This window comes from Micromonospora sp. NPDC049257, from assembly GCF_040678915.1.
Lineage (GTDB): Bacteria > Actinomycetota > Actinomycetes > Mycobacteriales > Micromonosporaceae > Micromonospora > Micromonospora antibiotica.
Genome location: NZ_JBFAQU010000025.1, coordinates 1 through 15,420 on the forward strand (window position 1 = coordinate 1; position 15,420 = coordinate 15,420).

Below are 15,420 nucleotides of genomic sequence, written 5' to 3' on the forward strand. Positions count from 1 at the left end.
ACCACCGGCCCCAACGGCGAGGGCTACGAGGCCATCGAGGGCTCGGACGTCGTGGTGATCACCGCAGGTCTGCCCCGTAAGCCGGGGCGTCACTTTGAAGATCGAACTTGACGCAAACTTCTTGATCACCGGGGCTGGGGGCTGGGGTGGGGTGGGGGAGGGGGATGGGAGGGAGGGAGGGGGCAGGGTCAGAGGTCCAGGAGGAGGGTGCGGGGGCCGGTGTTGGTGCTCTCGACGAGCATGTGGGTGCGGAAGCGGCCCGTCTCGACCGTCGCGCCCCGGGCGCGGAGCGCCTCGACCACGGCGGTGACCAGCGGTTCGGCCACCTCGGCGGGGGCGGCGGCGAGCCAGCTCGGGCGGCGGCCCTTGCGGGTGTCGCCGTAGAGGGTGAACTGGCTGACCAGCAGGATCGGGGCACCGGTGTCGGCGGCGCTGCGTTCGTCGTCGAGGATGCGCAGCTCGTGCACCTTGCGGGCCATCGTCCGGGCCAACTCGGGGGTGTCGGTGTGGGTGATGCCCAGCAGCACCAGCAGGCCGTCGGTGATCGCGCCGACCACCTCGCCGTCGACGGTGACGCTGGCCCGTTCGACCGTCTGCACCACCGCCCGCATCAGCCGGTCACCGCTTTGACGATGCCCCGTTCGACCGGGCGCATCAGTTGGTCACCGCTTTGACGATGCCCCGTTCGACCGCCCGCATCGGGATGCCCCGTTCGACCGCCCGCATCGGGATGCCTCGCTCGACCGGGCGCATCAGTTGGTCACCGGTTCGACGAGGCCCCGCTCGATCAGCCGCGCCACGATCGGGCCGGCCGCCTCGGCCAGCTCGTCGGGGGTGACGTCGTGCGCGGCGGCGAGCAGGGCGAGCTGGTCGCGCAGCGGCAGCCGTCCGTCGCAGCCGCCGACCAGGGCCAGCACCAGCGGGTCGATCTCCTCGCTCCAGCGCAGCCCGTGCGGCATCGTCAGGACCTGCCGGTCCACCGCCCAGCCCTCGTCGCCGATCGTCGCCTCCTGGCGCAGTTGCAGCCCCGGGGCCGCCCGGTAGCGAAGGTCGAGCAGGCCGTCGGCACCGTGGGCACGTAGGAGGTCCTGCCGGTCGAACCAGCCGGCGACCTGGTCGCCCAGGGGTGGCTCGACCCGCTGCCGCAGGTCCTCCACCCGGACGACCGGGTCCTCGTGACCGTTGCGGCGCAGCGAGACGATGCCGAATCCGATCGACTCGACCTTGTGCGCGTCGAACCAGTCCAGCCAGGCTGCCGCCCGGTGCGGGTCGGTCGCCTCGCCGACGTCGGTCAGCCACAGGTGGACGTACGCCATCGGGTCGGCCACCTCGCGTTGGATCACCCAGGCGTCCAGGCCGGTGCCGGCGAACCAGCCGGTCACCCGTTCCGCCCAGTCCTCCCCGGCGACGTGCACCCAGTTGGCGAGGTACTGCATGGTGCCGCCCTCGGTGAGCAGGCCCGGCGCGGCGGCGGCCAGTTCAGCGCCGATCGCGTCGCCGACCCGGCCGGAGTCCCGGTAGACGTGGGTGGTGGTGCCCGGCCCGACCACGAACGGCGGGTTGCTGACCACCAGGTCGAACCGCCGGCCGGCCACCGGGGCGACCAGGTCACCGCGCAGCAGTTCCCAGTCCTGCCCGTTGAGGGCGGCGGTGGTGGCGGCGAAGCGCAGCGCCCGTTGCGACACGTCGGTGGCGGTGACCCGCCGGGCGTGGGTGGCCAGGTGCAGGGCCTGCACCCCGGACCCGGTGCCCAGGTCCAGTGCGGTGTCCACCGGGTGGCGGACGGTCGCGCCGATCAGGGTCTGGGTGGCCCCGCCGATGCCGAGCACGTGTTCGCTGTGCAGCGGTCGACCCGGGCGGGCGCTGGCCGGTACGTCGGCGAGCACCCACCAGGCGTCCCCGTAGGGTTCCAGGTCGACCCCGGCGCGCAGCCCGTCACCGTACGGCTCGACGAGGCCGGCGGCGACGGCGTCGGCGAGGTCGAGCGGGGCGAGCGCGGCGGCGACCGCCGGTTCCGGTTCGGTCTGGTCGCAGATGAACACCCGGATCAGGGTGCCCAGCGGGTCGCGGTCCTCGGTGGCGCGCAGCGCGGCCCGGAAGTCGTTGCGGGCCACCCCGCCGGTGGCCTGCGGGCCGAGTCGGCCGGCGATGCCGTTGGCGGTGAAGTCGGCGCTGGTGAGCGCGGCGCGTAGCGCCTCGACGCCGGCGGGGGAGAGCAGCATGTCGTCACGGTCCACCACGTCATCCTGCCTGGCGTGGGGGCACCGGTGGCGGGCACCCGCTGACTTCCATAACGCCACCTCAATCCCCCGGCCGTTATCTCTGTTACGTACGTCGATGTCTCGTTAGCATTCCCTCCAACATCCGTCGATGGGACGTTCGGGCGGCCCCTGCCTGCCCGGTCGTACCCGGTAGGGAGTTCAGACGATGTCCGACGTGTCCGTCCCCCGGCGTCACGCGCTCCGCGCGGTCGCCGTCGCGGCCACCGCCGCGGCCCTCTCCGTCGCCGCTGGCGCCCCCGCCCTCGCCGCCCCCACCGGACAGATCCGCTACGCCTCCTCCCCGGACGCGATCAGCGGCAGCTACCTGGTCGTGTTGAAGGGCGACGCCGTCGGCACCGCCAACAGCCGGGCCGCCCGGACCGCCGTGCCGGACCGCGCCGCCAGCCTCACCAAGCGGTACGGCGGGAACGTCGCCGACGTCTACAGCGCCGCCCTCACCGGGTTCAGCGCGAAGATGAGCGCCAGCCAGGCCCGCCGGCTCGCCGCCGACCCGTCGGTGGCCTACGTCGAGCAGGACCGGGTGGTGACCGTCCAGGCGACCCAGACCAACCCGCCGTCCTGGGGTCTGGACCGCATCGACCAGCGCAACCTGCCGCTGAACTCCAGCTACACCTACCCGAACACGGCCACCAACGTGCGGGCGTACATCATCGACACCGGCATCCGGACCACCCACACCGACTTCGGCGGCCGGGCCACCTGGGGCACCAACGCGGTCGACTCCAACAACACCGACTGCAACGGCCACGGCACCCACGTCGCGGGCACCGTCGGCGGCACCAAGTACGGTGTGGCCAAGGGCGTGCAGCTGGTCGCGGTGAAGGTGCTCAACTGCCGGGGTCGCGGCAGCACCACCGCTGTGGTCAACGGCATCAACTGGGTGACCGCCAACGCGGTCAAGCCGGCGGTGGCCAACATGAGCCTCGGCGGCGGGGCCAGCACCGCCATCGACAACGCGGTGGCCAGCTCGATCAGCTCGGGCATCACGTACGCGCTGGCGGCCGGCAACTCCAGCGCCGACGCCTGCACCTCCTCCCCGGCACGGGTCGCCTCGGCGATCACCGTCGGCGCCACCACCAACACCGACGCGCGGGCCTCCTACTCCAACTTCGGCACCTGCGTCGACCTGTTCGCGCCGGGCTCGAACATCACCTCGTCCTGGAACACCAACGACACCGCCACCAACTCGATCAGTGGCACCTCGATGGCGTCCCCGCACGTCGCCGGTGCCGCCGCCCTGGTCCTGTCGGCCAACCCCTCGTACACCCCGGCGCAGGTCGCCAGCTCGCTGACCGGCAGCGCCACCCCGAACGTGGTGACCAGCCCCGGCTCGGGCTCGCCGAACCGGCTGCTCTTCGTCGTGAACTGACGCCCCACGGCACCGACGGCCCGGTGGACACCCGTGTCCACCGGGCCGTCGGTGCGTCCGGACGCCTCCCGGCGCGGCGGACCGCACCGGATGTCGGCCGGGCGGGCGGCCGGGGCGGGCAGGATGGGGGCATGACGCTCTCGCTGCCCATCGACGGCGAGGCCAACCGGCTGCTGGAGCGCAGCCCACTGGCCCTGCTGACCGGGATGCTGCTCGACCAACAGGTGCCGATGGAGAAGGCGTTCTCCTCGCCGTACGTGCTCGCCCAACGGCTGGGGCACGACCCGGACGCCCGGGAGCTGGCCGGCTACGACCCGCAGGAACTGGTCGAGGTCTTCGCCCGGCCGCCTGCGCTGCACCGGTTCCCGAAGGCGATGGCCGGCCGGGTGCAGCAGCTGTGCCGGATCCTGGTCGACCGGTACGCCGGCGACGCCGGCCGGCTCTGGGCGGACGTCGACGACGGACGGGAACTGCTGCGCCGCATCGCCGACCTGCCCGGCTTCGGCACCCAGAAGGCGCAGATCTTCGTCGCCCTGCTCGGCAAGCGGTACGACGTGCGCCCCGACGGCTGGCGGGAGGCCGCCGGCGGCTACGGCGACCCGGACACCTACCGGTCGGTCGCTGACGTCACCGATGCGGAGTCGCTGCGTCGGGTCCGCGAGTACAAGCAGCAGGTGAAGGCGGCGGCGAAGGCGGACAAGGGCTGACGCAACCGGAGCCGGGTCGGCTCGTTGAGATCCGCGACAGCGGCGACGGGTGGACGATGGCGGACGAGCGGGGGGCGGCGCTGCTGCGCGGCGGGCTGAGCTCACCCCGGACCACCTTCCTGGAGCTCTTCTTCGACCTGGTGTTCGTCTTCGCGTTGACCCGGGTCTCCCAGCGGATCATCGACGACCTGAGCGTCGTCCGTCAGGATCTGCTGGCCGAGATCACCCAGACCCTGGTGATCTTTCTGGCCTTCTGGGCGGTCTGGACGTTCACCGCCTGGGTCACCAGCCGGTACGAACCGGAGCGCCCGGAGATCCAGTTCGTGGTGGTCTACTCGATGCTGGGCAGCATGGTGATGGCGGTCGCCACCCCACGGGCCTTCGACAGCCGGGGGCTGGCCTTCGCCCTCGCGTTCGTGGCGGTGCAGGTGGGGCGACCGCTCTTCCTCACGCTGGCGTTGCGGGGGCATCCACGACGCCTGGTCACCATGCGGGTGGTGGCCTGGGCGGTGATGAGCGCGGTGCCCTGGGTGCTCGGCGCGGTGTTCACCGGGTCGTGGCGGCTGGCCTGCTGGTCGTTGGCCGTCCTCGTCGACTACGCGGGGTTGATGTTCGGTTGGCCGGTGCCCAGGCTCGGCGCGACCCGCACCTCCACCTGGGGGGTGCTGGGGGAACACCTGGCCGAGCGTTACCAGCAGTTCTTCCTGATCGCCCTCGGCGAGAACATCCTCATCATCGGGTTGTCCTTCAGCGGGTACAGCTTTTCCGGGGCCAGCTCGGGGGCCTTCCTGCTGTCCTTCGTGACCACCGTGCTGCTCTGGCGGATCTACTTCCACCGGGCGGGTCACCTGCTCTCCGAGGCGATCCGGGTGGCCGACCGGCCCGGCCGGCTGGGGGAGTCGGTGAGCTGGACCCACCTGGTGATCGTCGCCGGAGTGCTGGCCACGGCCGTCGGCTACGAGCTGGCGATCGTGCACCCTTACCAGCCCACCGAACCGTCCTGGGCGGTCTTCATGATGGGCGGCCCGGCGATCTTCCTGGTCGCCCGCGCCCGCTTCGAGTACGAGATTTTCGGGCGGGTCTCCCGGTCCCGGGTCGTCGGGGTGCTCGCCCTGGCCGCGCTGGTGCCCGTCGTGACCCGGACGGCCACCGTGCTGGCACTGGCTGCGGCGGCCGCCGTGCTGGCGGCGATCACCGTCGCCGACTACCGCCGGGCGCTCGGGCACGCCCCGGAGCGGCCCCGGCCGGCCCTGTGAACCAGCTGCGTCAGTCGGCGCGGGGTCGACCGGCGGTGGGGCGGGGGCGTCCGCCGCAGGTCAGGCGGCGGTGGGGCGGGACAGCGAGGCGAGCGCCCGGCGTACGTCGGCCAGCGAGACGGTGGCCGAGTCGTCCAGGTCGGCCAGGCCGGCCTCGATCCACTGCCGCATCAGCGTGGTGACCCCGATGCCCCGGGCCTCGGCCGCCGCCCGGACCCGCTCGTAGGTGTCCGTCGGCAGGCGTACCGAGCGGCTGACCATCGGCACGTCCGTGTCGGGGGTGGGCAGCTCGACCGGCGGGCTGTCGTCGATCAGGTCGGCGAACGCGTCGTCGCCGTGGAATCGCTTGATGGCCTCGTTACGGTTCATCGCCGTCGCCTCCTCATCGGCGCGTTCTCCGCACGGCCTCGTCGTAGCGCTTGGCCTCGACGTCGCTCAGGTCACGGGCGGAGAGGACGTCCCAGTCGTGGTCGGTGCCGTCGGCCTCGGCGAGCAGGATGGCCAGCCGTCGGCCGCGAGCGCCCGCCGCGTAGACGACCGTCAGGTCCTCACCGAGATGCCGGATCACCCGGCGGGTGCTGTGCAGCGCCTCCCAGACTTCCCCGGGGGTGACGTCGTAGACCCGCAGGTTGGCCAACGCCTCGTCGGTGAAGCTGAACCGGCTGCCCACCGCCGGAGCGTACCACGCACGTAACACGATCCCGGTATGCGTCGATTTTCGCTGATCAAGGTGGTGCGGTGACAGGATGGGGGCAATCCCCTCAGGAGGTCCATGGTGAAGCGTCAGGCGTACCAGCCGATTCTGATCACCGACGCCTCGCGCAGCCAGGACGACCAACTCACCAGCCGGCAGAAGCGGTACGTGCTGATGATGGGCATCCGGGTGGCCTGCGTGATCGCCGGAGCGGTCCTGGTCGGCACCAAGGCCCCGCTGCTCTGGCTCTGGCTGCCCCTGGTGGCGCTGGGCATGATCCTCATCCCCTGGCTGGCGGTGCTGCTCGCCAACGACCGGCCGCCCAAGGAGCAACACCGCCTCGCCACCAGGTTCCAGCCCCGCCACCGCGACGAGACCCCGCCGATGAGCCTCACCGCCGAGGAACGCCCGCACCGGATCATCGACGCCGAACCCTGACGGGGCCAGCCGGTGCGGGCGTAGCCGGCACTGTCACCCGCCGGTCGCCTCCGGCCCGGTGTCACCCGCCGGTCGCCTCCGGCCGGGCACCCACCATCGAGACCGCCAGGGCACCCAGGTCGGCGGCCCGGGTCAACGCGGCCCTCGGGGTCGCGCCGGTGATCCAGGCGGTGAGCAGGCCGGCCGCGAAGGCGTCCCCGGCCCCGGTGACGTCCACCACGGCGACCCGCAGCGACGGGGTCACCCCGACGGTGGCCCGCCGGTCCACCCAGATCGCCCCCGCGCCGCCGCGTTTGACCACCACCCGACGGGCCGCCGCCGACAACGCGCGCGCCTGGGCCGCCGGATCCAGCCCGCCGGCCAGCACCCCCGCCTCGTCCGCGTTGACCAACAGCAGGTCGACGTCGCGTACCCAGGACAGGAAAGCCGCCGCGCCGATCCGCCGCAGCGGCGCGGCGGAGGCGGCGTCGACGCTGGTGGTCAGCCCACGCTCGCGGGCGGCGGCCAACGCGCGCAGCCCGGCCGGTCGCGACCCGGCATCCAGCAGGCAGTACGCGGACAGGTGCAGGTGGGTCGCGTCGGGCACCGCCGCCAGGGCCCGGTCGACGTGCTCGGGGCTCAGCCGCAGGTTCGCCCCCCGCTCGGTGACCATGGTCCGCTCGTCGGCGGTGGCCAGCACGATCACCGTCCCGGTGGTGGCCTGCGGATGCACCTCGACCGCGCAGTCCACCCCGGCCCGTTCCAGCTCGGCCACCCGGTCCCGACCGGCGCCGTCGTCGCCGACCGCGCCGACAAGCGTCACCGGTGCGTGCTGGGCGGCGATCCAGGCGGCGGTGTTGGCCGCCTGACCACCCCCGGTGACCTTGATGGTCGCCGGGGTGTCCGAGCCGGTGGCCAGTGCTCCGGCCAGCACGGCGACCACGTCGGTGATCAGGTCGCCGACCACCACGATCCGACCGGGAGCGGTCATGCGGCGGGGTGTCCGGCCGCCGCGACCGCGATCCGCGCCGCCAGGTCGGCGTTGCGCAGGATGATCCGGACGTTGACCGCCAGGCTGGCGCCCTCGGTGGCCGAGTGGAAGTGGGCCAGCAGGAACGGGGTGACCGCCTTGCCGGTGACGCCGTCGCGGCCCAGCCGTGCCAGCCCCTCGGTGAGGGTGCGGTCGTGCAGCGCCGGGTCGAGCTGCTCGTCGACCGGGAGCGGGTTGGCCACGATCAGGCCGCCACCGTGCACCCCGTGCTGCTCCCGGGCGGCGAGCACCGCGGCGACCTGCTCGGGGGAGTCCACCGACCAGTCCAGGTCGAACCCGGAGTCGGTCAGGTAGAAGCCGGGGAAACGCCGGGTGCGGTAGCCGACCACCCCGACGCCGAGGGTCTCCAACCGCTCCAGGGTGGCCCCGACGTCGAGGATCGACTTGACCCCGGCGCAGACCACCGCGATCGGGGTACGGGCCAGGGTGACCAGGTCGGCCGACTCGTCGAAGGTCTGCGCGGCCTCCCGGTGCACCCCGCCCAGGCCGCCGGTGGCGAAGACCCCGATCCCCGCGGCGGCGGCCACCGCGCTGGTGGCGGCCACGGTGGTGGCGCCGTCCGCGCCGGTGGCCGCGGCCACGGCGAGGTCGCGGACGGAGAGCTTGGCCACACCGTCGACGGTGGCGAGGCGGGTCAGTTGGGCGTCGTCGAGGCCGACGACGAGTTCGCCGCCGACCATTCCGATGGTGGCGGGCACGGCGCCGGCGGCGCGGACGGTCTGCTCGATCTCCCGGGCGACCCGCAGGTTGTCCGGTCGGGGCAGACCGTGCGAGACGATGGTGCTCTCCAGGGCGACGACGGGACGGCCGTCACGCAGGGCTTCGGCGACCTCGGTTCCGGGTCGGAGGTGAAAGGTGGTCACGTCAGCTACCGTAACTGGCCGCCGACGGGGTGGGCTGCGGTGGACCGGACCCGGTCGACCTGCCAAACTTGTGCAGTTGGAGGTGTGACTGTGAGTACAGAGGTTCTTGAGCGTCCCGAGTTGAAGGACGCCGACACCGGTCCCGAGATGTTCCATTACGTGCGCAAGGAGAAGATCGCCGAGAGTGCCGTGATGGGCACCTACGTGGTGGCGCTCTGCGGCGAGACGTTCCCGGTGACCAAGGCCGCCAAGCCCGGCTCGCCGGTCTGCCCCAAGTGCAAGGAGATCTACGACTCGTACCGTGAGTGATCCGGGGCGGTCCGGCGGGCCGCACCCGTACCCTTCGGCGGTGTGACCACCTCCACCGCGCTGCTCCTGGCCGACCTGACCGGGGTGGCCGTCTTCGCCGCCTCCGGCGCCTCCGCGGCGGTGGCCAAGCGGCTCGACCTGTTCGGCGTCGTCTTCGTCGGGTTCGTCGCCGCGCTGGGCGGTGGGATCTTCCGTGACCTGGTCATCGACGAGGTCCCGCCGCTGGCCTTCGCCGACTGGCGCTACGCCGCCACCGCCGCGGTCAGCGCCACCGCCGTGTTCTGGCTGCACCCGCAGTTCGCCCGGCTGCGCACCAGCGTGCTGGTGCTCGACGCCGCCGGTCTGGGCCTGTTCACCGTCACCGGCACACTCAAGGCGCTCGACGCCCGGGTCCCGGCGGTCGGCGCGGTGGTGATCGGCATGCTCACCGCGATCGGCGGAGGGCTGGGCCGGGACCTGCTCACCGCCGAGATCCCGGTGGTGCTGCGCCGGGAGATCTACGCCGTCGCCGCGCTCGCCGGATCGATCATGGTGGTGCTGCTGGCGGCGCTCGGGTACGCCGGGGTGGGCGGGCTGACCGCGGCGGCACTGCTGGTCTTCGTCCTGCGCCTGGTGGCGCTGCGGCGGCGGTGGTCGGCCCCGGTTGCCACGATGCGCCCCCCGCAGACCGGGCCCGGCCACCCCGGCTTCTGATCCACCTCGCCCCGTGCCCCACATCTCGCGACGGCGCTGGTCGGGGCGGCGGGCGTGGTGTCGGCTGGGGTTGCCGGGCGCGGCTGGTTATGCTGGGCCGGCCTTCGCGGCAGGCCCTGCGCGGAGGCGTTTTCATGGGCGGCGGAACCGTGGCCCTCGGCCCGGATCCGCCTCGTGCGGTCGGAGAGGAGCCTCGGGTGGCACCCCGGTTGCCGGCGTTGGAGACGTTCCCACCCCTGCGTGCCTGGCAGCGCAAGGCGATGGTGGAATACCTGCGCCGTCGTACCGACGACTTCACCGCGGTCGCCACCCCCGGCGCCGGCAAGACCACCTTCGCCCTGCGGATCGCCGCCGAGCTGCTGGTCGACGGCACCGTCGAGGCGGTCACCGTGGTCGCCCCGACCGAGCACCTCAAGACCCAGTGGGCGCAGGCCGCCGCCCGGGTCGGCATCCAGCTCGACTCCGCGTTCCGCAACGCCGACCTGCACTCCGCCGCCGACTTCCACGGCGCGGTCGTCACCTACGCCCAGGTCGGGATGGCCCCGCAGGTGCACCGGCGGCGCACCATGACCCGCCGCACCCTGGTCATCCTCGACGAGATCCACCACGCCGGGGACTCCCGCTCCTGGGGCGACGGGGTCAAGAACGCCTTCGAACCCGCCGTACGCCGGCTGATGCTCACCGGCACGCCGTTCCGCTCCGACGACAACCCGATCCCGTTCGTCAGCTACGAGCGCGGCGGTGACGGGCTGCTGCGGTCCCGCGCCGACTCGGTCTACGGCTACGCCGACGCGCTGCGCGACGGCGTCGTACGCCCGGTGCTGTTCCTGGCGTACTCGGGGGAGACCCGGTGGCGTACCAACGCCGGGGACGAGTTGGCGGCGCGGCTCGGTGAGCCGATGACCCAGGACCTGATCGCCCAGGCCTGGCGGACCGCCCTCGACCCGGCCGGGGACTGGATGCCGCAGGTGCTGCGGGCGGCCGACGCCCGGCTGACCGTGCTGCGTAACGCCGGGATGGCCGACGCCGGTGGCCTGATCATCGCCAGCGACCAGCAGACCGCCCGTTCGTACGCCAAGCTGATCGAGCAGGTGACCGGGGAGAAGGCCACCGTGGTCCTCTCCGACGACCAGGGGGCGTCCGCGCGGATCGCGTCGTTCGCGGCGTCCACCCAACGGTGGCTGGTGGCGGTCCGGATGGTCTCCGAGGGCGTCGACATCCCCCGGCTGGCCGTCGGGGTGTACGCCACCAGCGCCAGCACCCCGCTCTACTTCGCCCAGGCCATCGGCCGGTTCGTCCGGGCCCGTCGCTCCGGTGAGACGGCCTCGGTGTTCGTGCCGAGCGTGCCGCACCTGCTGGGCCTGGCCAGCGAGATGGAGGCCGAGCGGGACCACGTGCTGGGCAAGCCCAAGGACCGGGAGGGCTTCGACGACGAGCTGCTGGAGCGCGCCCAGCGCGACGACCAGGCCAGCGGCGAGCTGGAAAAGCGGTTCACCGCGCTGTCCGCGACCGCCGAGCTGGACCAGGTGATCTTCGACGGGGCGTCCTTCGGTACCGCCGCCCAGGCCGGCACCCCCGAGGAGGAGGAATATCTGGGGCTGCCCGGCCTGCTCACCGCCGCCCAGGTGTCGCAGCTGCTGACCAAACGCCAGGCCGACCAGCTCGCCGCGCAGCGCCGCCGGGCAGCCACCCGGGCCGCTGAGCCGGCCGCTGCGCCCCCCGCTGCCCCCGTGGTACCCCTGAGTGCCGCCCAGCGCCGCGTGGCGCTACGGCGTCAACTGAACGCCCTGGTGGCCGCCCGGCACCACCGCACCGGCCTGCCCCACGGCAAGATCCACGCGGAACTCCGCCGACTCTGCGGCGGCCCCCCCAGCGCCCAGGCCACCATCGAACAACTCGAAGAACGCATAGCCACCCTCCAAACCCTCTGACCGCCCCGCTGCCCCCGTCCCCGGGTCTCCCCGGCTCTCCCCGGCGGTCCCGTCCCGCTCCCTCGTCCCGTGGTCTCCCCGGCGGTCCCGTCCCGTGGTCTCCCCGGTGATCAAGAGGTTTGGGTCAGAAACAGGCGCTTCGGTGACCGAAACCTCTTGATCACCGGGGGCGGCGGCCGGGACGGGGAGCGGGACTGGTGGCGGGAGGGGACGGGGCGGGTAGTGGGGTGGGCGGGTAGTGGGGTGGGGTGGGTAGCGAAAAGCTGGGCGGGGGCACCCTCAGGGTGCCCCCGCCCAGCTATGTCGTCGTAGGGGTTGCCGGGTCAGTTCGCCATCAGATCGGCGCCTCGCCAGCTGAACTCCGGGTCCGTCGCGAACTTCACCGTGATCTTCACGAGATCCTCGGCGTACTTGTTCGCGTGGTGCCCACAGAACACCAACTCGCTCCCACCCGCCAGAGTGATACGGAGCTTGCCGGCAGCATTGCAGCGGTCGCACCGTTCATCGGCGGCTGGGGGAGCCACCGTTTCGGGCGGCGGCGTGAGGGTCGGGGTCATCGCCTTCCTCCTCTGGTCGTCACCGATGAACACTCTCTTCGGTCGTTGCTCACTCATCGTGCAACACCCTTACCGGGCCCCGCCTTCCCAGTGTGCCCGCGGGGGACCGAGGTCACACCTGACGGGAAGGACAGTGTGCCGTGCTACCAGGGTGCCACGTCAACGATCACAAACGCGTGTTGGACCGGTCACCTTCGCATGTTCTACGCCTGGTGATCAATCCGACACGACGGGTTGACGTGAACGGCTCAGTCCAGGTAGTCCCGGAGCACCTGGGAGCGCGACGGGTGCCGGAGCTTGGACATCGTCTTGGACTCGATCTGCCGGATCCGTTCCCGGGTCACCCCGTAGACCTGGCCGATCTCGTCGAGGGTACGCGGCTGGCCGTCGGTCAGGCCGAAGCGCAGCCGTACCACCCCCGCCTCGCGCTCGGAAAGCGTCTGCAGGACCTGCTGGAGCTGGTCCTGCAACAGCGAGAACGAGACGGCGTCGACGGCGACCACGGCCTCCGAGTCCTCGATGAAGTCGCCGAGCTGGCTGTCGCCCTCGTCACCGATGGTCTGGTCGAGCGAGATGGGCTCCCGAGCGTACTGCTGGATCTCGAGGACCTTCTCGGGTGTGATGTCCATCTCCTTGGCGAGCTCCTCCGGGGTGGGCTCGCGACCCAGGTCCTGGAGCAGCTCGCGTTGGATCCGGCCGAGCTTGTTGATCACCTCGACCATGTGCACCGGGATGCGGATGGTGCGGGCCTGGTCGGCCATCGCCCGGGTGATCGCCTGCCGGATCCACCAGGTGGCGTACGTGGAGAACTTGTAACCCTTGGTGTAGTCGAACTTCTCGACCGCGCGGATCAGGCCGAGGTTGCCCTCCTGGATCAGGTCGAGGAAGGCCATCCCCCGCCCGGTGTAGCGCTTGGCCAGCGAGACGACCAGCCGGAGGTTCGCCTCCAGCAGGTGGTTCTTGGCGCGCTCGCCGTCCCGGGAGATCCACAGCAGGTCGCGCTGCATGTCGCGGGTGAGCTTCTCCTCGCCGTCGTCGGCGGCGCGCAGCCGCTCGGCGGCGTAGAGCCCGGCCTCGATCCGCTTGGCCAGCTCGACCTCCTGCTCGGCGTTGAGCAGCGGAACCTTGCCGATCTGCTTGAGGTACGCCCGGACGGAGTCGGCGGAGGCGGTGAGTTCCGCGTCCCGCCGCGCCTGCTTGAGCGCCTCGGACTCCTCGTCGTCCCACTCGAAGTCGTTGTCGGTGGCGGAGGCGGCGGCATCGGTCTCGGCGGCCCGGGTCAGCTCGGCCGGCTCCTCGACCACCACGTCCTCGATCTCGGCGGCCAACTGCTCGGGATCGATCTCGCCCTCGGCGCCCTCGCCCTTGGTGGCGACCTTGCCGGCACCGGCGGCGGCCACCGTGGCCTTGGTGGCCCGGGTGGACTTGGTCGCCTTGGCGGCCGGCGCGGCGGCCTTGGCGGCCACCCCCGCCGTGGTGGCCGCCTTGCGGGGGGCCACCTTGCGCGGGGTGGGCGCGGTGGCCTCGTCGGCGGCGGGCGCCTGCTTCGGAGCCGGTGCGACGGCCTTCTTGGTGGTCTTGGCGGTGGTGGCGCGCGAGGCCGGGGTGGCCGACCGGGCGGCGGCCACCCGACGGGGGCGGGTGCTGGCGGAGCCGTCGACCACCACGGTCACGCCCGCCTCGGAGAGCGCCCGCAGGATCTTCTTGGCCTGGGCCGGGGTCACCTCGGCGGACTCGACGGTGCGCGCGAGCTGGGCCGACGTCAGCTGACCACCGGCGCTCTGGGCGTGGGCGATCAGGGTGTCGGTGAGCGAGCGAACGTCGGCGCCGGGCTGGCGGGGTTCTGTCACGAATGACCTTCCGGAGGCGAAGAGCGAGCACGGCCGGGGTCGTCCGGCGCAGCGTGGCGTGCCGTGCCGTGCGATGTCGTTGAGTGACCCCCGTGTCCCGGGCCGGCTGTGCGGCTGCGGTCCGTGGCGCGTGGGCAGGGTGAATTGTAACCCCGGTTGCCGCGATCATCCTGCGGCGCACGGCAACCGGCCGTCTGTACCGCCGGTTCGGCCCGGATGTCGACTTTGTGGCCACCCGCTCGGACCGGGTCGGACGGGCCGTCGATCGGGGCCCGGACCTGCTGCCACACCGGCGGGGTCCGGGCGTGACGCGGGCTGCCTATGCTGTCCGGAGGAGATCGACGATGCGCGGTGGGGCGCGCGTGTCGCACCGGACGGCAGGCGCGGCGGCCGGTGGGTCCCCGGCCGTGGGGGCCCGGTTGGTGCGTCCGGTGCCGCAGGGCGGCGCGAGAGGGGCAGTTTCGATGACCGGTTCGACACCGACACCGCAGGATCTGCTTGAGATCGCGATCCCGGTGGCCCGGGACGCCGCCACGACCGCCGCCCGGATGCGGGTCGAGGGGGTCTCGGTCGCGGCCACCAAGAGCACCGTCACCGACGTGGTCACCGCCGCCGACCGGGCTGTGGAGCGGCAGGTCCGCGACGCCCTGCGCGCGGCCCGGCCGGACGACGCGGTGCTCGGCGAGGAGTACGGCGGGGTGCAGGCCGGTGCGGTCGGGGCGGGTGGGGTGCGCTGGATCGTCGACCCGATCGACGGCACGGTGAACTACCTCTACGGGTTGCCGTACTGCGCGGTGTCGCTCGCCGCCGAGGTGGACGGCGAGGTCGTCGCCGGGGTGGTCCGCAACGTGTCGACCGGCGAGGAGTGGACCGCCACCGCGGGGGGCGGCGCCTGGCGGGACGGCACCCGGCTGCGTTGCTCCACCGAAACCGACCTGGGGCAGGCGCTGGTCGCCACCGGGTTCGGCTACGACGCCGGTCGCCGCGGGCACCAGGCCCGGGTGGTCGCCGCGCTGATCGGGGAGGTCCGGGACATCCGGCGGATGGGGGCGGCGGCACTGGATCTCTGCCTGGCCGCCGAGGGGCGGGTGGACGCCTACTTCGAGAAGGGGCTGGCCGCCTGGGACCTGGCCGCCGGGGGACTGGTCGCCGCAGAGGCCGGGCTGCGGGTGACCGGGCTGAACGGCCGGCCCGCCGGCCCCGACCTCGTCATCGCGGCCCCACCGGCGCTGTTCGCGCCCCTGCACACCCGGTTGGCCGCCCTGGACGCCTCCGGCGGCCCCTGACCCCGCCGGCCCGGCGTTCGGTCGTCCCCGACCCCGTTCGGTCGTCCCCGACCGGGGTCGGTCGTCCCCGACCGGGGTCGGTCGTCCCCGACCGGGGTCGGTCGTCCCCGACCGGGGTCGGTCGTCCCCGACCGGGGTCGGTCGTCCCCGACCGG

At 72.8% G+C, this 15,420-nt stretch carries 16 protein-coding genes and 1 pseudogene; 9 read left to right on the forward strand and 8 right to left on the reverse strand.

Features of this window, described 5'->3' with window-relative positions:
- A pseudogene (locus AB0K25_RS26140) lies at window positions 1–87 on the forward strand (hypothetical protein); the annotation flags it as partial.
- A 101-nt stretch (window positions 88–188) separates the two neighbouring features.
- Here the strand turns inward: AB0K25_RS26140 and dtd are convergent.
- Both dtd and AB0K25_RS26150 read right to left on the reverse strand, forming a co-directional pair.
- Window positions 189–611 (reverse strand): D-aminoacyl-tRNA deacylase, encoded by a 423-nt coding sequence (gene dtd, locus AB0K25_RS26145; RefSeq protein WP_357537766.1) that lies wholly within the window; start codon window positions 609–611, stop codon window positions 189–191.
- A gap of 141 nt (window positions 612–752) precedes the next feature.
- A complete protein-coding gene (locus AB0K25_RS26150; protein WP_219468649.1) occupies window positions 753–2,237 on the reverse strand; it encodes a methyltransferase in 1,485 nt (494 codons plus the stop codon).
- Between the two features lie 190 nt (window positions 2,238–2,427).
- Between AB0K25_RS26150 and AB0K25_RS26155 the strand changes: the two genes are divergently transcribed.
- From AB0K25_RS26155 to AB0K25_RS26165, 3 genes are all read left to right on the forward strand, one after another.
- Window positions 2,428–3,651: a S8 family peptidase gene (locus AB0K25_RS26155; protein ID WP_208569548.1), complete on the forward strand. Its 1,224-nt coding sequence runs from the start codon at window positions 2,428–2,430 to the stop codon at window positions 3,649–3,651.
- A 131-nt stretch (window positions 3,652–3,782) separates the two neighbouring features.
- Window positions 3,783–4,358, forward strand: coding sequence for an HhH-GPD-type base excision DNA repair protein (locus tag AB0K25_RS26160; RefSeq protein ID WP_219468652.1), 576 nt, complete (start codon window positions 3,783–3,785; stop codon window positions 4,356–4,358).
- Window positions 4,359–4,414: 56 nt separating this feature from the next.
- Window positions 4,415–5,614: a low temperature requirement protein A gene (locus tag AB0K25_RS26165; RefSeq protein WP_357537763.1), complete on the forward strand. Its 1,200-nt coding sequence runs from the start codon at window positions 4,415–4,417 to the stop codon at window positions 5,612–5,614.
- A gap of 60 nt (window positions 5,615–5,674) precedes the next feature.
- Here the strand turns inward: AB0K25_RS26165 and AB0K25_RS26170 are convergent, their stop codons facing one another.
- Together AB0K25_RS26170 and AB0K25_RS26175 are read right to left on the reverse strand one after the other, a co-directional pair.
- A complete protein-coding gene (locus AB0K25_RS26170) occupies window positions 5,675–5,983 on the reverse strand; it encodes a hypothetical protein (RefSeq protein WP_208569545.1) in 309 nt (102 codons plus the stop codon).
- A gap of 13 nt (window positions 5,984–5,996) precedes the next feature.
- Window positions 5,997–6,284, reverse strand: a complete 288-nt coding sequence (locus AB0K25_RS26175) for a hypothetical protein (protein WP_308291061.1) — start codon at window positions 6,282–6,284, stop codon at window positions 5,997–5,999.
- A 102-nt stretch (window positions 6,285–6,386) separates the two neighbouring features.
- On the opposite strand from AB0K25_RS26175, the gene AB0K25_RS26180 reads away from it, so the two are divergent.
- Window positions 6,387–6,746, forward strand: coding sequence for a DUF3099 domain-containing protein (locus AB0K25_RS26180; RefSeq protein WP_204923972.1), 360 nt, complete (start codon window positions 6,387–6,389; stop codon window positions 6,744–6,746).
- 61 nt (window positions 6,747–6,807) lie between these two features.
- Here AB0K25_RS26180 and AB0K25_RS26185 read toward each other — a convergent pair whose 3' ends face one another.
- Both AB0K25_RS26185 and AB0K25_RS26190 read right to left on the reverse strand, forming a co-directional pair.
- A complete protein-coding gene (locus AB0K25_RS26185; RefSeq protein ID WP_208569543.1) occupies window positions 6,808–7,716 on the reverse strand; it encodes a PfkB family carbohydrate kinase in 909 nt (302 codons plus the stop codon).
- Window positions 7,713–8,639: a pseudouridine-5'-phosphate glycosidase gene (locus AB0K25_RS26190; RefSeq protein ID WP_219468661.1), complete on the reverse strand. Its 927-nt coding sequence runs from the start codon at window positions 8,637–8,639 to the stop codon at window positions 7,713–7,715. Before AB0K25_RS26190 ends, AB0K25_RS26185 begins: the two co-directional genes overlap by 4 nt.
- A gap of 84 nt (window positions 8,640–8,723) precedes the next feature.
- Between AB0K25_RS26190 and AB0K25_RS26195 the strand changes: the two genes are divergently transcribed.
- The 3 genes from AB0K25_RS26195 to AB0K25_RS26205 all read left to right on the forward strand — a co-directional run bounded on the left by AB0K25_RS26195 (window position 8,724) and on the right by AB0K25_RS26205 (window position 11,572).
- Window positions 8,724–8,948: a DUF3039 domain-containing protein gene (locus tag AB0K25_RS26195; protein WP_176739083.1), complete on the forward strand. Its 225-nt coding sequence runs from the start codon at window positions 8,724–8,726 to the stop codon at window positions 8,946–8,948.
- Window positions 8,949–8,990: 42 nt separating this feature from the next.
- Complete coding sequence (locus AB0K25_RS26200) at window positions 8,991–9,641, forward strand: trimeric intracellular cation channel family protein (protein WP_208569541.1); 651 nt, start codon at window positions 8,991–8,993, stop codon at window positions 9,639–9,641.
- A 197-nt stretch (window positions 9,642–9,838) separates the two neighbouring features.
- Entirely contained in the window at window positions 9,839–11,572 is a 1,734-nt protein-coding gene (locus AB0K25_RS26205) for a DEAD/DEAH box helicase (RefSeq protein WP_219468668.1), read from the forward strand.
- Between the two features lie 323 nt (window positions 11,573–11,895).
- On the opposite strand, the gene AB0K25_RS26210 is transcribed toward AB0K25_RS26205, so the two are convergent.
- Window positions 11,896–12,129 (reverse strand): hypothetical protein, encoded by a 234-nt coding sequence (locus tag AB0K25_RS26210; RefSeq protein WP_088646450.1) that lies wholly within the window; start codon window positions 12,127–12,129, stop codon window positions 11,896–11,898.
- Between the two features lie 248 nt (window positions 12,130–12,377).
- Window positions 12,378–13,979 carry an RNA polymerase sigma factor gene (locus tag AB0K25_RS26215; RefSeq protein WP_219468671.1) on the reverse strand — a complete coding sequence of 534 codons (1,602 nt, stop codon included), beginning with the start codon at window positions 13,977–13,979 and terminating at the stop codon, window positions 12,378–12,380.
- A 464-nt stretch (window positions 13,980–14,443) separates the two neighbouring features.
- Here AB0K25_RS26215 and AB0K25_RS26220 point away from each other — a divergent pair, with 464 nt between their 5' ends.
- The gene (locus AB0K25_RS26220; RefSeq protein ID WP_219468675.1) at window positions 14,444–15,265 is read left to right on the forward strand and encodes an inositol monophosphatase family protein; all 822 of its coding nucleotides are present in this window, start codon (window positions 14,444–14,446) and stop codon (window positions 15,263–15,265) included.
- Window positions 15,266–15,420: the final 155 nt, after the last annotated feature.